Origin of the sequence: Domibacillus aminovorans (genome assembly GCF_001643235.1) — a bacterium.
Lineage (GTDB): Bacteria > Bacillota > Bacilli > Bacillales > Domibacillaceae > Domibacillus > Domibacillus aminovorans.
Genome location: NZ_LQWY01000017.1, coordinates 1 through 16074 on the forward strand (window position 1 = coordinate 1; position 16074 = coordinate 16074).

The window sequence follows — 16074 nt, forward strand, 5'->3', positions numbered from 1 at the left end:
CTTTTTCTGTTTATTCATTTACACAAGATATTTTACGCTCTCACAGGTGGAAATAGATGCTTTAAAAGACACACATAAAAAAGTAAAAGTAATCATTTTTGGTGAATACATGTTTGAAGAGCTTGAAAAAGTGTTGAAACCTTAATGAACAGCACGATAAAAAGCAACTATTCGAGGATAAGAATAGTTGCTTCAAAGAGCGAGGCTTTTAAAATAGGAGGGAGAATGAACTCCTATCTGTTCTTAGCATATTCAGTGACGATTCAAGCAGTGAAAATGTAATCAGTTAAATGAACAATCCATCGATATTACAGCACAAAAAGCCGGGTTGCCCCGACTTTAAAAACCGGACACTAACACAGCAAAATGTTCCGGTTAACAACATTATTTCCATTTAATGAAAGTTTATACAAAAAAGCCGAGGGGAGCCAAGACCCTCGGCTGAGAGGAATGAAACTGTCATATGCAAGAGGGAATTCTCATGCAGTAACATTTTAACCAGTCAAGATAAATATATACAAAAAAGCTAAGGAAAGTCCCCAGCTCTTTAAATCGTGCTCGCAACTCTATTTTAACAGACTGGAGGCGTCCTGTGATATGAAGATTGACCATGAAAAAATGACAGCTGAAATAGATCTAATGAATGATAAAACAATGTACGTGGTGAAGGACAATCGGCTGATTCCTCATACGCTGTCGGATTATGGTGAAACAGTCGTCATTACAATGGGTGGAAAGGTGGACCGATTCGAGACCAAAGAGAAAAGGAAAGTGTAGCAATGGAACTCTTTTTCGAACATCCGTGGTGGACGAGGCTATGGATAATCCTTATTTTTGATCTTTTGGGCGAAATGAAGATCGGTACGAGGAAAGATGGCTGATCAACAGTAGAAATAAACTTTTGAATCAAGCTCGGGGACATGGTATTCTGTTTCACAAGAGAGGTCAACTTGTAAATCTTTGGTCGCTTTACAATTTATTGTTCATTTAAGAAATATTACTTATCATTAACACATATGATTAAATATTAACTCTTTATAGAAACAGGAGAACATAAGTGGGATTAAAAGTTGATAACGTATTGAGCTATAGGGGTAGGATTATAAGTGTAGTATTTATTGCCGTCATTTATTTGTTCATTAGGGGAATAGCGATAATGTACTTTGGACGAGCACTTTATCCATTTCCAATACCAGTGCTTATTCCATTAGTTATAGCCTGGTATTTTGGAAAGCAGTATGATAAATATGTGCATTTATCTATGAGAGATACTCTCACAGGATTATATAACAGACGCTATGTATTGGATAAGTTCCCTCGAGTAATGACATATGTTAATAGAAGAAAGTTAAATATCGCTATATTGCTGTTAGATGTTAATGAATTTAAAGCAATAAACGACAATTATGGACATGACTACGGAGATCAAGTGCTTGAGCATCTATCAAAAATTTTATGCAAATCTTTTGGACAAAAAGATATTATCGCTAGATGGGGTGGGGATGAATTCCTCATACTTTCCACATTTTCCGATGAAAAATTAGTAATAAATAAAATAAATCAATTTAAAAATGAGATAAAAAGGGAGGATTGGCAGCATAAAAGCGACATATCCGTTTCCATAGGTAAAGCGACATATCCTTCAGATGCTGACAGTTTAAAAGATTTAATGGCTAAAGCCGATTCTAATATGTATGAATTAAAAATGAGTGATAAACAAATGAGTGCAACAAAAAGGGAAGAATCCATGTTGCACTAATTTGGAGGTGCGTGCTTTTGTTACTCCTTTCGCTCTCATCACTCCTAAGTAATGATGAGTAATTATGTAATGTGATTCCTCTAATTTGTTCAACCGTATTGTGTTGGTTGGAGTTTTTTCTATCCACATTCGAATACCCATTTTAGCATAATAGATTGGCGGAAAAATCATATCCTTTTGCTTAGTAAGAAGTCAACAACAAAGCATAAAATCGTCTAGTGCTTAGAAAATTAATGCACAGCATGACAATAAGGTGAACGGAATATTTTAGCCTAACGGAAAAACCGAGGGCACTGGATGAACGCACAAGATGCGTTCGTTTGGTGCTCTTTTTTTATTTGCCAAAAAGGGATGATCGTGATGAATCCAAGTTTGAAAGAGCAGCTGTAACAATGGAAGAAGGATCACCAGGAAGTGAAGCAAGAACGAAAGAAAATCCGCTGCAGAAAAAGCAAGAGAAGTTGTCTGAGCGTGATTGGAAAGAAATCATGGGAATGGGTCGAACACGATTGAGTAGCGTCTGGTGGATTCTTCGTTAAATGAACCGACCGACCTCCTGTGAAATGAAGCAATTGATTTTATTGACGCGACATTATTCGACATGATTTAATGTATATAAATACTTAATGAAAAAGGCAAACTTATCGAAAGGTAAGGACGCAAAACTACGGGTCTAACATTCTTATGGATTATGACAGCCAGGTTGCCAAATAGGGCTTTAACTCCGTATTTGGACCAATAACTGTTTAAGGTGGGTGAAAAATGCGGGGAGAAACAAATGAATTAAAAATGAACGTTGAAAAGTTTTTTTTGTTATTGCAAAACTATCCCGATGACTTTGATTCGACATCAGTATTTGTGCGGTTTTTGCGCTCTTTTTTAAGGATAAATGTTCAAGAAAGAGTGTTACCTACTATTGAAGTAATAACATTAATAAAAGAACAGAAACCCAATATCTTCCGTTCGATAAGAAAACTTTCAGAAGAAGATAACATGTTAGCATTTTTGACTGGTTTATCGATGGATTCTCAAGAAGCAGAAAGCCGACTTCAATCCATTTACGAAGGTAGAAGGGGAGAACGATAAAAATGGGAGGCTAATAGTAAGGTTTTGAGCGTGTGAAAAAGAGTGAATATTCCGTGAGTACTCTTTTTTGTCGTACAGATGCCGCATATATGAGCAAGTAAAAAATAAAAGGATACAGGTGCTATCTTTACGGCAGTGTATTGTTTTGAAGGAACAGGATTCCCTTTATAGAAACGAGTGAAGGTTGATTAAAAAAGAGGCAAGGGGATAGATGGGTTACTATAGAGTACGATGATAACCTTTTATTTCCTGCATCAATGGACGAAGTAGTACCAGATAGAAGAAAAAATTTTTAGTAAATAAAAAACGGCGGGTTTCCCCGCCATTTCCCTACCCGTTTTTTGACGGGTTTTTATTTATTTTGAGGAGTGCTTTTTCAAAAAAATTGATATACCAGTGTTTTCAGATTAATCTTACCTAAGATTATTCCTCATCCATTATGATATTTATACATCCATAATACACCGGACTTCAAGAATCGTGCGACACGCCCTGTAATGGCGCGATCCGCTACAAACCCAAAGCCTTGCTTTTTGCCGAGTGAACCAAGTACGCCTTTTAGTTTCATTTCTGGCATTTTCTCAGGAAGCGGTTCACCTTTCCAACGTTTCTGTAAAACGTCGACGATTTGCTCAGCTTGTTCCTCAGCCAGCTGTGCGCTTGGTGCATGCGGCAAGCTTGCACAGTCACCTACAACATAAACGTGTTCATTGCCCGGCACATTATGATGAGACGTCAATATAACACGGTCGGATCGGTCTTTTTCAACATTCATTTCACGTACGACATGGCTAGGTTGAATACCCGCTGTCCAGACGATCGCATCCATCGGGTATACATCTTCATGATTGTAAAGGCGATTCGGCTCCACACGCGTAATATTTGCATCGCTAATGACATCAACACCGTGATCGGTAAACCATTTTTCAATGTAGCGGCTCAGTCTTTGCGGGAAGTCTTTCAAAATGCGCGGTCCACGGTCAAAGAGTTTAATGTCAAGATCTGGGCGGCTTTCACGCAGCTCACTTGCCAGTTCGATACCGGAAAGGCCAGCGCCGACAATGCCGACTTTGGAGCCTGCAGGCATGTTATTGAGTGTTTGGTACGTTTGACGCGATTTATGAATGGTTTGAATGCTGTGTGTATGCTCGGCAGCACCTGGCACGTTATGAAATTTATCTTCACAGCCTAGACCAACAATAAGATCATCGTAGGCAAGTGCACCGTTCGTTTCTAATACAATTTCTTTTTTATCGACATCAATTGCTGTAATTTCATCATAAATAAGCTTTAATTTTTCGTGTTCTGGAAATGACACACGCACTTCATGATCAGATGCAGTTCCAGCCGCAAGCGCATAATATTCCGTTTTTAAACAGTGGTATGGCACTCTGTCCACGAGTGTAATCGTGACATCGTCGGGCAAATGGTTCGGAAGCAGCCTGAGAAGCACACGCATGTTTCCATAGCCTCCCCCTAGCAAAACTAAATTTCTCATAGGTACGACCCCTTTATTCAATATTATATGTATATAAGCCTGTTCGTTTATTCACACCAAGTATAACCAAAACAGCATTATTATACAACCAGCACAGGGGAAACTTGTGGCTTTTTTCAAAATGAATTTGGTAGTACAATGAAACAGAAGAGGTGAACTTATAGTATGAAACCAATCATCGAATTTTGCGTCAGCAATTTGGCAAACGGATCGCAAAAAGCGTTTGAACAATTAGAGCGTGATTCTAATCTTGATGTGATCGAATACGGCTGTCTCAGCTACTGTACACGATGTTCGGAATCGCCATTCGCACTCGTCAACGGGGAAGTTGTCGGCGGAGAGACGCCGGACGAACTCGTTGCTAATATATATACATTTATAGACGAAACATGGCTGTTTTAAACGTCAAAAAACCGGGGTATATGCGGCACCCCGGTTTTTCTTAGGCTGATTGTCCCTGTGCTTTCATATGCTTGCGAAGCTCATGCCAACGTTCACGCGCCATTTCAATAACTTGCTTTTCATTCGAATTGCGTTGCCGTTCAATGACATTTGAGAAAAAGGACACGGCTTTGTCGAATTTGCCGAGCTTGTGATTTAACTCCCCGAGTAAATACAACACTTTGATTTCTGACATTTTCGCAGAAACATCTTCTTTAGAAAATGCTTCTTCATATTCACGAGCAGCAATGGACATAAATCGTTTTTCTTCTTTATTTCGTCCAAGATCGCGGTAAATCCATGCGATTCGAAGTGCAAGCCCTGCAAGCGTCAGATGCTTTTCCTTTTTCAAAACGCCTGAGTATAAAGCGAGTTTAAAGCTTTTAATCGCTTTTGAAGAGGTTCGTTCTCCGCTGTAATCTTGTTCCACCCAATGGTCGGATATAGAGGCACGTAGCACGTCAGCCGTTCCAGGCGCAAAATAAGGCGCAAAGTCTTCGGTAAAGGAATAGCCACAATGACGACAAACAGACACGTTGTAAAAGGAGGGGTTAATTTGGCCATCTTCATAGATCGGTTTTAAATCTGTGTCATGTCCAGCAACTTTAATGGTGCTTTTACGTACTTTCGTCGTATTAAATGTTTGTTGACACAATGCACATTTTGTTTCTTTATGATAAAACGGGTGGATATTTGTCATTTTTTAAGCCTCCTGATGGTTAATATAAGGTCTTTGTGCTTATTTTATTATACATACGAATAAGGTAAAAGGGATTACTTTTCTAAAAAAATCAGCAAACAGTTCAGTTGAGGATTCGGCTGATACACCGTATACTAGAGGAAAAGGAAAGGGGAGATTTCGTTTGTCTGAACAACAAATTGTAACCATTACGGAAGCGGCGGCTTTTCAAATAAAAGATATGATGAAACAAAATGAAGAAGAAGGTGCAAACTTGCGTGTTGCGGTGCATGGCGGCGGGTGCAGCGGTCTTTCATACGGAATGGGCTTTACGCCTGATGTGGAAGAAACGGATCTCGAACTTGACCAGTACGGCATTCACATTGTCGTTGCGAAAGAAAGTGTACCAATTTTAAACGGTACGGTCGTTGATTATAAAGAATCGCTCATGGGTGGCGGCTTTACAATTGAAAATCCGAACGCCATCGCATCATGCGGCTGCGGTTCTTCATTCCGTACAGCGACCAACACTGGCACGCCGGAGGAATGTTAACGTTAAGTAATCCGCTAAGTTAATCGGTGAGGCTTACGTATTCAATTTGCGGGGGCTTTCGTTGTAAGGCTAGCGCCTTGGCTATATCGAGCTATTTATTTTTACGCTTCTTGACGTATTTAACGATACGTTGGGAGGCGTTTTTTTATGTCGGAAGAACGATCAATCAAGCGAAGACGTACGAAGGTGGAAAAGAGAGCGAATCAGTCAACGGATATTCAACCGATGGTACTGGAACCGGCGTTTCATTATTTCATTAACGCGAAGATAGGAGAAGGCATCCGTGATCGGACCCGTGATGATTACTCGAACACATGGCGTTAAGTTCCGTCAGAGTGGCCTTAAAGAGTGCGATGTTAGAAGCGATGGAATGACGGAATTACAGAAAAGCGGTGTTCCCATTGCGTTTAAATCGATGTCTATAAACGTGTATGTCAGCGGTATTAATACGCCATGTGAACGAGGATCGAGTTGCGCCAAACGCAATGTTGGTGCGGGCTATGAGGCGCTGAGAGCCGTTGTAATAGCTACCGAAGACTAAACGTATCAAGAAGAGCCTACTGGGCTTCTATAATGGCGTGCTAGATCGTATATTAGATAATCTTTATCTTAAACAGCTGCAAAGTAATTAAACTTTGGAGGTAAGAAAATGAAGTCTATTTTGATTCGGGTACCTTTTAAAAATATAAAGTGCCGTTTAAACCACTCTACAAATAGTGATGTTTATCCGTATTTATGGGAGATAAATATTCCTATTTTGCCTGCCTTTTCTCTTGGATACTTCTCAGTTCAAACTGGTGCTTTGTCAAACGTATCCAATGAAGAGGGCAGAATGGAAGGTAACAAAATAATTATTGCAGCAGAATATCAACTAATGAGGCATGTAGATAGTCTGTTAATAGCTTTACATTATCATGGAATAAAGGATTACAGTTTACTCTTTCCTTGGGTAAAAAATAATTCTTTAAGAAAAAGACTGGGTAATTTTTATGAAGAAGCCGAGAAAAACTTTGAACAAGGTGCTTGGCTTTCATTTGCTCTTCTGTGCGGTGCTGTTTTCGAAGGAATGTTGCATGCTAAATTGAATCCTCCTGAGAACGGAAGGACGTTTGAGGATATGACATCCGACGCATTTGCCAAAGGAATTTTGAATAAGGCACAACATGACATAATGAAAAAAGTGAGGAAATCTAAAAATTTGGTTCACCCAAATATGATTAATATTCCTTATGTTACGAGAAGAGACGCGATGGACATAAGAGTAACTTTAGACAAATTAATAAAGAATTTTAGTGGGCTAAAGTAAGTTTTAAACGATGCTAATAAAGGATCAAGGTTGCGCCAAACGCAACGCTGGTGCGGGTTCAAGGCGTGTTTACCTTTTGCGGAATGATACGGTAGCAGTATCAAAATGCGAGAAGGAGCGCGCCGATATGAGTAAGAAAAAGAAGAAGCAAAAAAAGGGGAGCAAGAAGACAATATCATTCCTAAGACAAATACGGTTATTAATAATACGTATAAGTCTTCGCCGTGCCGACCGTTTTACCGTCGTTTTAAAGAGTTCATTTCGAATACTATCGGCGGCGATAATCAACCGCTCATTAGCCGTCTGTACGGAGTGTATAAGGCGCATTCTACGCCGTTAACTAAGTACGGATCATTCGAACGGGCAGACGTTGAACATGCCGGATATGAAGCATTGCGGGCGTCAATAATGGCGATGAAAGCGAGCGTGTTCTTGCGGAAATGTAGGCCGCAAATCGACGACAAAAACACATGGCTGTATCGGTATTAGTCGGTTTGATGGCCGCACAATTAACGCGATACCTCTCTGTACAATATATTGCGTAATACAGACAGGAGCGCCATTTCAGCGATCGAGAACTCCCGGGGGAATCGTTGAAATGGCGCCTGATCATTTAAATTAGTATTTCATGAATGAAGCACCAACAATGATTAAAAGAATGAACAACACTACAATCAGCACAAAGGTGCCGCCGTAACCACCGCCGCCGCAACCGCCGTAACCGCCTTGGTAACCACCCATATCATTTCAACTCCTTTACAGAAAGGTAGCGAAGCAATTATATAAATCAATATCTCTAATATCTTTTAATTGATCTATAATAATTGGATCTATCTTACAAGATATGAGCAGAGAAACGTATTGGATTAAGCATTTGTCCCCACTGATAATCTTTTTTTGTGAAGAGAATAATAAGTTGATTCGTTTTACCGGCACCAAGCCTCTAACGGACAAGCCTCGAAACACTTTGGCGATGCAGTTTAGTTCAGTTTTTACATGCACACGGTTCCAAACGTAGAGTCATCGGGAATTTTTGAACGCCGAAATAATACGTTGTCAGCCTTCCGATTTCGTAATATTTCAGTATGATCCGTTGTGATTTTCATCGGCTGGATGGTCGCTGGACAGACGTGCTCCAAAAACTCAGGGGGGTGCCGATTATTTCCGATTTTTAGCGATCATCGGGGGCTGCTATTTCGTCCATTCTAACCATTTTCATTTCCTCCTTATCCTGTGTAAGTTCCGATTACTACAAGTACACTTATATTATTACAAGTATAGTATAAATTTATAAACTAGTTAGATAATGGTAATGTTACTTTTGGTGTCGGAGATGAAAAAATATTATCCATGGAATCAATAGAAAATGAAAGAAAGGAGTAATTTAAATGTCTCTATCTCTATATTTACCACTTGCCCTCGCCGTGTTGTCGTTCGTTTTATACAATATCTTCCAAAAATCTATAGCTCCCAACGCCGACCCATATCTGTCTCTTATAGTTACATATATTGTCGCTGGAATAACAGCTGCCATTGCTTATTTTGTGTCAAAAGGCGATGCGGTAAGGGTTTTTCAGGATTTTCGACAACTAAACTGGGCCACCTTTGCGTTGGGGTTTGCCGTAGTTGGCATTGAACTCGGCTTCTTGTTTGCTTACCGCAACGGCTGGAATATCAGCGTAGCCAGCCTGCTGGTTAATGTTTCTGTGGGCCTGATATTAATCCCTGTGGGCCTGCTTTTCTTTCGGGAACATATTGCCCCAGCTAATTACATAGGTATTGTTCTTTGTATAGCTGGACTTATTCTGATTGCGAAAAATTAACAGGTAACCAAATTGGAAAAGAAAAACTGGCTGAGGTGTGGACTATATACGGAAAATAGCATTTATCTCACCTATCATCCATGTGTGTTTGTTTAACAAGAGTATCCTTTTTTTTGGATCCTTTTTTATTGTCTAAAAAACGAACGATTTATCAACTCCGTCAAAACACCGCAAATCCACGTTTATAAACCCGTACGTTTGTTTATAAAGTCGTTTATAATTCAAAGTTAACTTCTTCATAAGCAATGGGGCGTGCTATGTTCGGAATGATAGGGGTAATGGCGGAATTAGAGAAGGATATGATCGTAGAGCGTACACAGGCAGGCTTACAGACTGCACGAGCACGTGGCCGTAAGGGTGGAAGACCGGCAGCCAATCACGATGTACGATAGCAACGATTACCCAATCGCTCAGATAACGGAAGCAACAGGCATCAGCAAAGCGTTATTATATAAAGAATTAAATAAGCGTAATGAGTGATATTAAACAAAACTTCGAATCTATGTTACAGGCATTTGAGCAGACGCAGGATATTTCATCAAGACAGCCAACGCTCGTCGCCAGGACAGTACAAACAATGTTCGACGCAAAACAAAAAGAGCCGTACCTGGCGAAACAGATTGCCGATGAGTTTGCTGGCCTTGCAACGAATGTTATCAATGGCTCGGGGAATAGCCCGCAGGTAAAGCAAAAGTTGAGTGGCGTGTACCAAGCTGTTTCGGAAAAGGCGATGATGCCGGAACAACAAAAAGCGCTTGAAATCGCTGGATATGTCAGCGAGGCAGTCGGCCGGCTGTTATTCCGTGATAAATCAATCGAGATTGAAGCGCTTGACCGTATCATCGGACCGGAATTTACGCGCCATGCAAATAAGCCGCATCTGTACGTTGACCTGGAAGCAAAAGCAGAGTAAATAAACACGCGCGATTGAATGGCAGCTGAATGAAAAAAAAACAGACGCAAACAGTCGTAGCCTCAACACCGGGCGAATATCTTGTAATGACCGGCATGTCCAGCTCAGACGCAGCATCGGAAGTGGGGCATGTTCAGCCGGAATTCGAAAGTGCGGAAGGAGGGCTGAGGCATGAAACAACGGTGGAAAAGCTACGGACTGTGGATCGCATTGGCGGCGCTTGTCGGTATGGTACTGCAGGATTTTGGTGTAATGGTCCCATCGGAAAGGTACGATGCTTACGTAGACATCTTGCTAACGATCGCAGTGCTGGCCGGTATCATCAACAACCCGTCAGGATTAAAGGGATAAGAAAAATAACGAGCGGCCTCCGGGCGGCTCTTTTTTATTTAACTGGGAAGGAATGATAAACGACGAAAATTGATAATAAGGCACTGGCGCGTGCGAATATGCTTGTAAAATTCGGGCTGATTTTAAAGAACTTATCTCCGGCCACAAAGCCTCAAAAAGTCGAGCGATTCCGTCCGTATCTTGAACGGATGTGTGATCAAGGCATCCTGCACGACATAGCTGTAAAACATTTAGAGGTACTGGATTCGACGTTAAAGTATATTGAGAGTGGCGATGAATCTCATTTAAAACAGGGCGAGGCCCATTACGAAGAGGCTGCTAAATTAATGGATGCGCTGTCTGAGGAAGTGTTGAAACATGATTAACCTTGTCGCACAGCTTAATATGCAGAACAACATGACCGGTCCTTTGCGTCAAGCTACGCGACAGATGAATCAACATTCCGTACAGCGAAAGTAGCCGGTACATCAGAGAGTTGTTAATTGAAGAATGATCTTTAAAAACAGGCAGATGATACATTCTGCCTGTTTTTTTACCTTTAATAGCGTTTTTTAGTGGAAGCTGAGTAAAGTGAACAGAAGTTGAGTAACGTGGATGAAGAGGGAGTAAAGCAACATACAAATAGACAAAAACCGGCAGAAGCCGGTTTTCATCACACTTGTTTCAACGCTTCGCTGATTGGCACACTGCCCGCCACTAGTTCAAATACACGGCCTTCTGTTTCCGGTGACAATAGGCATTGGACAATCACTTCTGCGACATCTGCACGGGAGACGGTGCCGGTTCGATCAGGAACTTGGACAGCAGCGGTCACTTTTCCAGTAGGCGGATTATTCGTCAATTCACCAGGCCGGACAATGGTGTAGTTCAATCCACTTTTCATTAAATGAGCGTCAGCAGCTTGTTTCGCTTCCAAATATGGCTGAATAAACGCAGGGAAGGCGTCGGGCTGATCGGCTCCAATTGAACTGAGCATAATAAACCGTTTAATTCCATGTTTGACAGCGAGATCAACCGCTTTGACAGCTCCATCTAGGTCAACAGCAATCGTTTTGTCATGGCCGGTTGAAGATCCTGAACCGGCTGTGAAAATAACGGCGTTTACATCATTCATAGCATAGCTGAAATCCTGTTCCAAATCAGCGAGTATTGGCTTTGCGTCTAATTTTTCCATCTCGCGCATTTGATCTGTTTTTCGCACCATTGCTTTAACATGGTGCTGAATGTTTTCGGCTAAGCTTTTGACGACGAGACGGCCTATATTGCCGGCCGCACCGATAACGAGTACATTCATAATGGGATCACCCTTTTTAATAAATACTTTACCCGCACCAATGAAATTAAAACAAGGAAGTGCTGTGAAGCGGCTGTACTTTCGCTGACGGATCAATGTAGGATTTGGCATTATTAACGGCGGTCGGTGCTTCTCCAAAACCGGTCGCAATCAATTTGACTTTCCCATCATAGGCGGCGATATCACCTGCTGCATAAACGCCTTCTATATTCGTTTCCATGCGTGTATTGACGGGAATTTGATTTTTGACGATATTTAGACCCCAATTTTTCATCGGGCCAAGAGATGAAACAAATCCATAATTTACAATTAAATCATCAATTTCCAGCGATTCAGTACGGTCGCCTTTCACTTCATCAAGACGAAGCACCGTCCCGTCAAACGAAACGGGTATAAATGGTGTCACAACCCGCACGCTTGAGTTATTCAGCTGTTCGACGCTATGTTCATGTGCACGGAATTTGTCGCGGCGGTGGATAATCGTCACTTCTTTCGCAACAGGTTCAAGCATCATCGCCCAGTCGACCGCTGAATCGCCGCCGCCCAAAACGGCAACACGCCGCCCAGCAAATTTTGTTAAATCCGTCACAAAATAGTGAACATTCGGTAAATGTTTAGTCCCTTCAATCTCAAGAAGACGTGGCTGAAATGCCCCGTTTCCAGCGGTAATAATAACGGCTTTCGTAAAATGTTCTCCTTTATCCGTCATAAGACGTATGCTGCCGTCTGTTTGTTTCTCTAATACTTCAACAGATTCTTCTAGACAAATTTCGACTGGAAACCGGTTCATCTGTTCGACGAGCCGATCAACTAGCTCCTGCGCCCGTACAGTTGGAAAACCAGCCACATCATAAATAAACTTTTCAGGGTAAAGGGCTGAGAGCTGTCCGCCCATGTGAGGTAGACTATCGATAATCTTAACAGATGCCCCGCGCATTCCAGCGTAAAATGCAGCAAACAGTCCAGTAGGACCAGCACCAATAATTGTAATATCTGTCATTGATTTATCCCTCCTTTTTCTCATCATACAAAACTTTTCACCTCCTGTCGCGTCGGAAAATTCTTGATGAAATAGCTTGAAAAAAGGAATGAAAACGTCTATGATTAAAACAGTTATGCAAATATAAACATTTTGTGACAAATGAAAGATGTTTTTTACAATCATACGTGAAGAGTATCACATTCTTTACGCTAATATTTTAAAATAGAGGTGGATAAATAACATGACAGTGAAAAAGCCGAAAATTGTAGTATTAGGCGCCGGTTATGGTGGTCTCGTTACTGTAACACGTCTTCAAAAAGCGTTATCCGTCGATGAAGCAAACATTGTACTCGTAAACAAAAATGATTACCATTATGAAACAACATGGCTTCATGAAGCATCGGCAGGTACATTGCATCACGACCGTGTACGTTACGATGTAGATTCTGTTATTAACCGCAGCAAAGTAGAATTTATCCGTGCAGAAGTACAGGATATTAAACCTGATGAAAAGAAAGTCATTTTAAACACAGGTGAAGTGGAATACGATTACCTCGTTGTAGCACTTGGCGGTGAAGCGGAAACATTTGGAATCGAAGGACTAAAAGAACACGCTTTTACCATCTCGAACGTCAACACGGCGCGTCAGCTGCGGGATCATATTGATTATCAATTCGCTACATATGCACTGGAAGAAGATAAAAAAGACGAGCGCTTAACGATTGTTGTCGGTGGTGCTGGTTTTACAGGCATCGAATTCCTTGGCGAGCTTGCGAACCGCGTTCCTGAGCTTTGCAAAGAATACGACATTGATTATTCAAAAGTTCGCATTTATTGCGTAGAAGCTGCACCGATGGTTCTTCCTGGTTTCGATCCGGAACTTGTGAAATATGCGGTTGCATTGCTTGAGAAAAAAGGCGTTGAGTTCAAAATCGGTACGCCGATTAAAGGCGCAACTCCAGAAGGCATCATTGTTGCCAAAGGTGAAACAGAAACAGAAGAAATTAAAGCCGGTACCGTTGTATGGGCCGCTGGTGTTCGTGGAAGCAGCATTATCGAAAAATCAGGTATCGAAAATATGCGTGCTCGCGTAAAAGTAAATCCTGATCTTCGTGCGCCAAATCAAGAAGACATTTTCGTCATCGGTGATTGCTCACTGATGATTAATGAAGAAATTAACCGTCCATACCCACCAACTGCGCAAATTTCGATGCAGCAAGGTGAAACAGTTGCCCGCAACATTGTGAAATTGCTCAAAGGCGAAGGTGATCTTGAAACATTTACACCAGATATTAAAGGTACTGTATGTTCACTTGGTGATGACGATGCGATCGGCGTTGTATTCGACAAGAAACTGACTGGTACAAAAGCATCATTCATGAAGAAAATGATTGATAACCGTGCGCTCTTCATGATCGGTGGACCATCTCTTGTATTGAAAAAAGGTAAATTTAACGTACTTTAATAAACAGAGGGCTCTGAATTTTAATTCGGGGCCTTTTTTTATTTTTAGAAAGGAAGAGATCACGTGAAGAGGGGCAAAGTATGGTTAGCAGCAGCTGGGGCTGTCATTGACAGTCAAGGACGCTGGCTCGTTGTGAAAAAATCATATGGCGGATTAAAAGGGCAGTGGTCATTGCCAGCGGGGTTCGTTGATGCAGGGGAGCGTGCGGACGAAGCGGCTGTGCGTGAAGTGAAAGAAGAAACGAATATTGACGCTACTGTATGCGGTGTAGCAGGCATTCGTTCAGGGGTCATTAAAGGTGATGTCAGCGATACGATGATCATTTTTCATATGACACTTAACGAAGAGAAAGAACCGACTGCACATGCGGGAGAGCTGTTTGCTGCGCGCTGGATGACCGTAAAAGAACTGGAAGAAAGTGCGGACACATCGGTTTTGCTTCGAAACATCGTTACTTTATTCGAAACAGCCGGTCTCGGCTGTACAGAAATTCCCGATCCTGGTCCTCAATTTGGCTATACGTCATACCGGTTTTTCATTTAAAATGGGTATTTTAATGTACAATAATGGAAGTTTTGAATTAATAAAAAAGTAATCATGGAATAAAAAGAGATGAAATTGGATATACTATTTAAGAAGAAGTTTATTTCCGCCTTCGTTCAAAGAAGAAATGGAAATGCTTTTGTAAAGCATCGGCAACGATTCCCCCTCGTTGCCGGTGCTTTTTGTCACAGTTTCGTTGATTGACCTTTTTTGTATCGTTCAGTAAACTAGTAAGGAATGAGTTTAGGGGGAATCGTTTCATGCATATTGCAACTGTACTCGTGTCGTCACTACTCTTTTTTGTACTCTTTTTCGGCATCGGGTTTATTTTAAACATGCTGCTGCGTATGACGTGGGTCATGGCGGTTATTTATCCGCTCGTTACGATCGCGATTGTCGATGGCATTAGCACATTTGACTACATATTTAAGACGAATGAATCATTTGGCATTCTTGGCGAAAGAATCGTTGGACTGCAGCCTGTTGACATTACCATTTTATCAATCGGTTTTCTCGGTGCTGTTACGAGTGGATTTGTCATGCGTCTTTTGCGTGCAAAAGGGTACCAAATGTTTTAAGACGATCCTGCTGGGGTCGTTTTTTTATTTTCCGTTTAAAACGTTGTCCAATTGTTCAAGCCCGACAAGTAGCTGAGGCGACGGGCGGCAAAAGTATTTTTCTTCCATTACATAAATCGGCACGCCATCATACCCTGGCCGTTTCTTTACAACATCCGTATTCACTTTGTCTGTCATCACACCAACCCACGCAAGCAACAGGACATCAGGCTTTTTCGACACAACCGTTTCCCAGTCTGTCTGTACACTTGCTTCTTTATGATCTGCAAACACATTTTCAGCTCCGCACAACTCGCTCATTTCTGTCAGCCAGTTAGCGTGTCCAGGTGTAAACACCGGCTTCGGCCACCATTCCCAGTATACGCGCACTAAGCGATTCCAATTACGTGAACGGTACGTGTCAAGCGACTGCTGCCACCGCTGCTTAGCTTCTGATCCATTTACACCGCACGCCTCGCCAATCTGCATGATTGATACACCGATATCATCCAGCGAATTTGGATTCGTCACAATATGAGGAATACCGCGCTGCTTAAGCTCTGCCACATTTTTCTCCATCCCTGGCACACTAAGTGATGCCAGCACGATATCCGGTTTCAAAGCTTCGAGCTTCTCCATATCAATTGATAAATCCGGCCCGAGCCTCACCCGCTCCAAATCCGAATAATCATCGACTCCGACAATCTGATCTTCAATACTTAAATACTCGCACACTTCCGTATTGCTCGGACAAATAGACACAATCCTCACTCAAAATTCCCCCTTTATTCTCTCCATTGTATAATAATATGGAGGTGATAAAC

Annotated in this window: 23 protein-coding genes and 1 riboswitch; of the genes, 17 read left to right on the plus strand and 6 right to left on the minus strand. The window is 41.6% G+C overall.

Features of this window, described 5'->3' with window-relative positions:
- The first annotated feature begins 597 nt into the window (after window positions 1–597).
- The 4 genes from AWH49_RS07970 (at window position 598) to AWH49_RS07985 (ending at window position 2845) form a co-directional block, all read left to right on the plus strand.
- Window positions 598–777, plus strand: a complete 180-nt coding sequence (locus tag AWH49_RS07970; protein ID WP_063965269.1) for a DUF3954 domain-containing protein — start codon at window positions 598–600, stop codon at window positions 775–777.
- Between the two features lie 280 nt (window positions 778–1057).
- On the plus strand, window positions 1058–1759 hold the full coding sequence (locus AWH49_RS07975) for a GGDEF domain-containing protein (RefSeq protein ID WP_063965270.1): 702 nt from the start codon (window positions 1058–1060) through the stop codon (window positions 1757–1759).
- Between the two features lie 338 nt (window positions 1760–2097).
- On the plus strand, window positions 2098–2298 hold the full coding sequence (locus tag AWH49_RS20315) for a hypothetical protein (protein ID WP_169815982.1): 201 nt from the start codon (window positions 2098–2100) through the stop codon (window positions 2296–2298).
- 85 nt (window positions 2299–2383) lie between these two features.
- Window positions 2384–2470: riboswitch (cyclic di-GMP riboswitch) on the plus strand.
- 51 nt (window positions 2471–2521) lie between these two features.
- Window positions 2522–2845, plus strand: a complete 324-nt coding sequence (locus AWH49_RS07985; protein ID WP_034286424.1) for a hypothetical protein — start codon at window positions 2522–2524, stop codon at window positions 2843–2845.
- 430 nt (window positions 2846–3275) lie between these two features.
- Here AWH49_RS07985 and AWH49_RS07990 read toward each other — a convergent pair whose 3' ends face one another.
- Complete coding sequence (locus tag AWH49_RS07990) at window positions 3276–4343, minus strand: NAD(P)/FAD-dependent oxidoreductase (protein WP_063965272.1); 1068 nt, start codon at window positions 4341–4343, stop codon at window positions 3276–3278.
- 165 nt (window positions 4344–4508) lie between these two features.
- Here AWH49_RS07990 and AWH49_RS07995 point away from each other — a divergent pair, with 165 nt between their 5' ends.
- Window positions 4509–4745, plus strand: a complete 237-nt coding sequence (locus AWH49_RS07995) for a YuzB family protein (RefSeq protein ID WP_018394283.1) — start codon at window positions 4509–4511, stop codon at window positions 4743–4745.
- 40 nt (window positions 4746–4785) lie between these two features.
- On the opposite strand, the gene AWH49_RS08000 is transcribed toward AWH49_RS07995, so the two are convergent.
- A complete protein-coding gene (locus AWH49_RS08000) occupies window positions 4786–5484 on the minus strand; it encodes a DUF2225 domain-containing protein (RefSeq protein WP_063965273.1) in 699 nt (232 codons plus the stop codon).
- 163 nt (window positions 5485–5647) lie between these two features.
- Here AWH49_RS08000 and AWH49_RS08005 point away from each other — a divergent pair, with 163 nt between their 5' ends.
- The 4 genes from AWH49_RS08005 to AWH49_RS08015 all read left to right on the plus strand — a co-directional run bounded on the left by AWH49_RS08005 (window position 5648) and on the right by AWH49_RS08015 (window position 7322).
- Window positions 5648–6016 (plus strand): HesB/IscA family protein, encoded by a 369-nt coding sequence (locus AWH49_RS08005; RefSeq protein ID WP_034286421.1) that lies wholly within the window; start codon window positions 5648–5650, stop codon window positions 6014–6016.
- Window positions 6017–6163: 147 nt separating this feature from the next.
- Window positions 6164–6340 carry a hypothetical protein gene (locus AWH49_RS19955; RefSeq protein WP_157723688.1) on the plus strand — a complete coding sequence of 59 codons (177 nt, stop codon included), beginning with the start codon at window positions 6164–6166 and terminating at the stop codon, window positions 6338–6340.
- The gene (locus AWH49_RS08010; RefSeq protein ID WP_157723689.1) at window positions 6300–6557 is read left to right on the plus strand and encodes a hypothetical protein; all 258 of its coding nucleotides are present in this window, start codon (window positions 6300–6302) and stop codon (window positions 6555–6557) included. Before AWH49_RS19955 ends, AWH49_RS08010 begins: the two co-directional genes overlap by 41 nt.
- A 108-nt stretch (window positions 6558–6665) precedes the next feature.
- Window positions 6666–7322: a hypothetical protein gene (locus AWH49_RS08015; RefSeq protein WP_063965275.1), complete on the plus strand. Its 657-nt coding sequence runs from the start codon at window positions 6666–6668 to the stop codon at window positions 7320–7322.
- Between the two features lie 618 nt (window positions 7323–7940).
- On the opposite strand, the gene AWH49_RS08020 is transcribed toward AWH49_RS08015, so the two are convergent.
- A complete protein-coding gene (locus tag AWH49_RS08020; protein ID WP_034286418.1) occupies window positions 7941–8063 on the minus strand; it encodes a YjcZ family sporulation protein in 123 nt (40 codons plus the stop codon).
- A 647-nt stretch (window positions 8064–8710) separates the two neighbouring features.
- Here AWH49_RS08020 and AWH49_RS08025 point away from each other — a divergent pair.
- The 5 genes from AWH49_RS08025 to AWH49_RS08040 all read left to right on the plus strand — a co-directional run bounded on the left by AWH49_RS08025 (window position 8711) and on the right by AWH49_RS08040 (window position 10774).
- Window positions 8711–9145 carry an EamA family transporter gene (locus AWH49_RS08025; protein WP_063965276.1) on the plus strand — a complete coding sequence of 145 codons (435 nt, stop codon included), beginning with the start codon at window positions 8711–8713 and terminating at the stop codon, window positions 9143–9145.
- Window positions 9146–9402: 257 nt separating this feature from the next.
- The gene (locus AWH49_RS20680) at window positions 9403–9537 is read left to right on the plus strand and encodes a recombinase family protein (RefSeq protein WP_244886780.1); all 135 of its coding nucleotides are present in this window, start codon (window positions 9403–9405) and stop codon (window positions 9535–9537) included.
- A gap of 80 nt (window positions 9538–9617) precedes the next feature.
- On the plus strand, window positions 9618–10058 hold the full coding sequence (locus AWH49_RS08030; RefSeq protein ID WP_211268386.1) for a hypothetical protein: 441 nt from the start codon (window positions 9618–9620) through the stop codon (window positions 10056–10058).
- Window positions 10059–10229: 171 nt separating this feature from the next.
- Window positions 10230–10409, plus strand: a complete 180-nt coding sequence (locus tag AWH49_RS08035) for a hypothetical protein (protein ID WP_063965277.1) — start codon at window positions 10230–10232, stop codon at window positions 10407–10409.
- Window positions 10410–10507: 98 nt separating this feature from the next.
- Complete coding sequence (locus AWH49_RS08040) at window positions 10508–10774, plus strand: hypothetical protein (RefSeq protein WP_063965278.1); 267 nt, start codon at window positions 10508–10510, stop codon at window positions 10772–10774.
- 287 nt (window positions 10775–11061) lie between these two features.
- Here the strand turns inward: AWH49_RS08040 and AWH49_RS08045 are convergent, their stop codons facing one another.
- Both AWH49_RS08045 and AWH49_RS08050 read right to left on the minus strand, forming a co-directional pair.
- Window positions 11062–11703 carry an SDR family oxidoreductase gene (locus AWH49_RS08045; RefSeq protein WP_063965279.1) on the minus strand — a complete coding sequence of 214 codons (642 nt, stop codon included), beginning with the start codon at window positions 11701–11703 and terminating at the stop codon, window positions 11062–11064.
- 46 nt (window positions 11704–11749) lie between these two features.
- Window positions 11750–12727, minus strand: a complete 978-nt coding sequence (locus tag AWH49_RS08050; RefSeq protein ID WP_063965299.1) for an NAD(P)/FAD-dependent oxidoreductase — start codon at window positions 12725–12727, stop codon at window positions 11750–11752.
- Window positions 12728–12932: 205 nt separating this feature from the next.
- Between AWH49_RS08050 and AWH49_RS08055 the strand changes: the two genes are divergently transcribed.
- From AWH49_RS08055 to AWH49_RS08065, 3 genes are all read left to right on the plus strand, one after another.
- Complete coding sequence (locus tag AWH49_RS08055) at window positions 12933–14150, plus strand: NAD(P)/FAD-dependent oxidoreductase (protein ID WP_026221721.1); 1218 nt, start codon at window positions 12933–12935, stop codon at window positions 14148–14150.
- A gap of 63 nt (window positions 14151–14213) precedes the next feature.
- Window positions 14214–14693: an NUDIX domain-containing protein gene (locus AWH49_RS08060; RefSeq protein WP_034286412.1), complete on the plus strand. Its 480-nt coding sequence runs from the start codon at window positions 14214–14216 to the stop codon at window positions 14691–14693.
- 260 nt (window positions 14694–14953) lie between these two features.
- Window positions 14954–15271, plus strand: a complete 318-nt coding sequence (locus tag AWH49_RS08065) for a YuiB family protein (RefSeq protein WP_018394267.1) — start codon at window positions 14954–14956, stop codon at window positions 15269–15271.
- Window positions 15272–15295: 24 nt separating this feature from the next.
- Here the strand turns inward: AWH49_RS08065 and AWH49_RS08070 are convergent, their stop codons facing one another.
- A complete protein-coding gene (locus tag AWH49_RS08070; RefSeq protein ID WP_018394266.1) occupies window positions 15296–16021 on the minus strand; it encodes a cobalamin-binding protein in 726 nt (241 codons plus the stop codon).
- Window positions 16022–16074 lie beyond the last annotated feature (53 nt).

What these genes read in the sequence shown, in the direction of transcription:
- AWH49_RS07970 (WP_063965269.1), top strand. Translation starts at nt 598, where the DNA reads ATGAAGATTGACCATGAAAAAATGACAGCTGAAATAGATCTAATGAAT.
- AWH49_RS07985 (WP_034286424.1), top strand. Translation starts at nt 2,522, where the DNA reads ATGCGGGGAGAAACAAATGAATTAAAAATGAACGTTGAAAAGTTTTTT.
- AWH49_RS07990 (WP_063965272.1), bottom strand. Translation starts at nt 4,343, where the DNA reads ATGAGAAATTTAGTTTTGCTAGGGGGAGGCTATGGAAACATGCGTGTG.
- AWH49_RS07995 (WP_018394283.1), top strand. Translation starts at nt 4,509, where the DNA reads ATGAAACCAATCATCGAATTTTGCGTCAGCAATTTGGCAAACGGATCG.
- AWH49_RS08000 (WP_063965273.1), bottom strand. Translation starts at nt 5,484, where the DNA reads ATGACAAATATCCACCCGTTTTATCATAAAGAAACAAAATGTGCATTG.
- AWH49_RS19955 (WP_157723688.1), top strand. Translation starts at nt 6,164, where the DNA reads ATGTCGGAAGAACGATCAATCAAGCGAAGACGTACGAAGGTGGAAAAG.
- AWH49_RS08015 (WP_063965275.1), top strand. Translation starts at nt 6,666, where the DNA reads ATGAAGTCTATTTTGATTCGGGTACCTTTTAAAAATATAAAGTGCCGT.
- AWH49_RS08020 (WP_034286418.1), bottom strand. Translation starts at nt 8,063, where the DNA reads ATGGGTGGTTACCAAGGCGGTTACGGCGGTTGCGGCGGCGGTGGTTAC.
- AWH49_RS08025 (WP_063965276.1), top strand. Translation starts at nt 8,711, where the DNA reads ATGTCTCTATCTCTATATTTACCACTTGCCCTCGCCGTGTTGTCGTTC.
- AWH49_RS20680 (WP_244886780.1), top strand. Translation starts at nt 9,403, where the DNA reads ATGTTCGGAATGATAGGGGTAATGGCGGAATTAGAGAAGGATATGATC.
- AWH49_RS08030 (WP_211268386.1), top strand. Translation starts at nt 9,618, where the DNA reads ATGAGTGATATTAAACAAAACTTCGAATCTATGTTACAGGCATTTGAG.
- AWH49_RS08035 (WP_063965277.1), top strand. Translation starts at nt 10,230, where the DNA reads ATGAAACAACGGTGGAAAAGCTACGGACTGTGGATCGCATTGGCGGCG.
- AWH49_RS08040 (WP_063965278.1), top strand. Translation starts at nt 10,508, where the DNA reads ATGCTTGTAAAATTCGGGCTGATTTTAAAGAACTTATCTCCGGCCACA.
- AWH49_RS08045 (WP_063965279.1), bottom strand. Translation starts at nt 11,703, where the DNA reads ATGAATGTACTCGTTATCGGTGCGGCCGGCAATATAGGCCGTCTCGTC.
- AWH49_RS08050 (WP_063965299.1), bottom strand. Translation starts at nt 12,727, where the DNA reads ATGAGAAAAAGGAGGGATAAATCAATGACAGATATTACAATTATTGGT.
- AWH49_RS08065 (WP_018394267.1), top strand. Translation starts at nt 14,954, where the DNA reads ATGCATATTGCAACTGTACTCGTGTCGTCACTACTCTTTTTTGTACTC.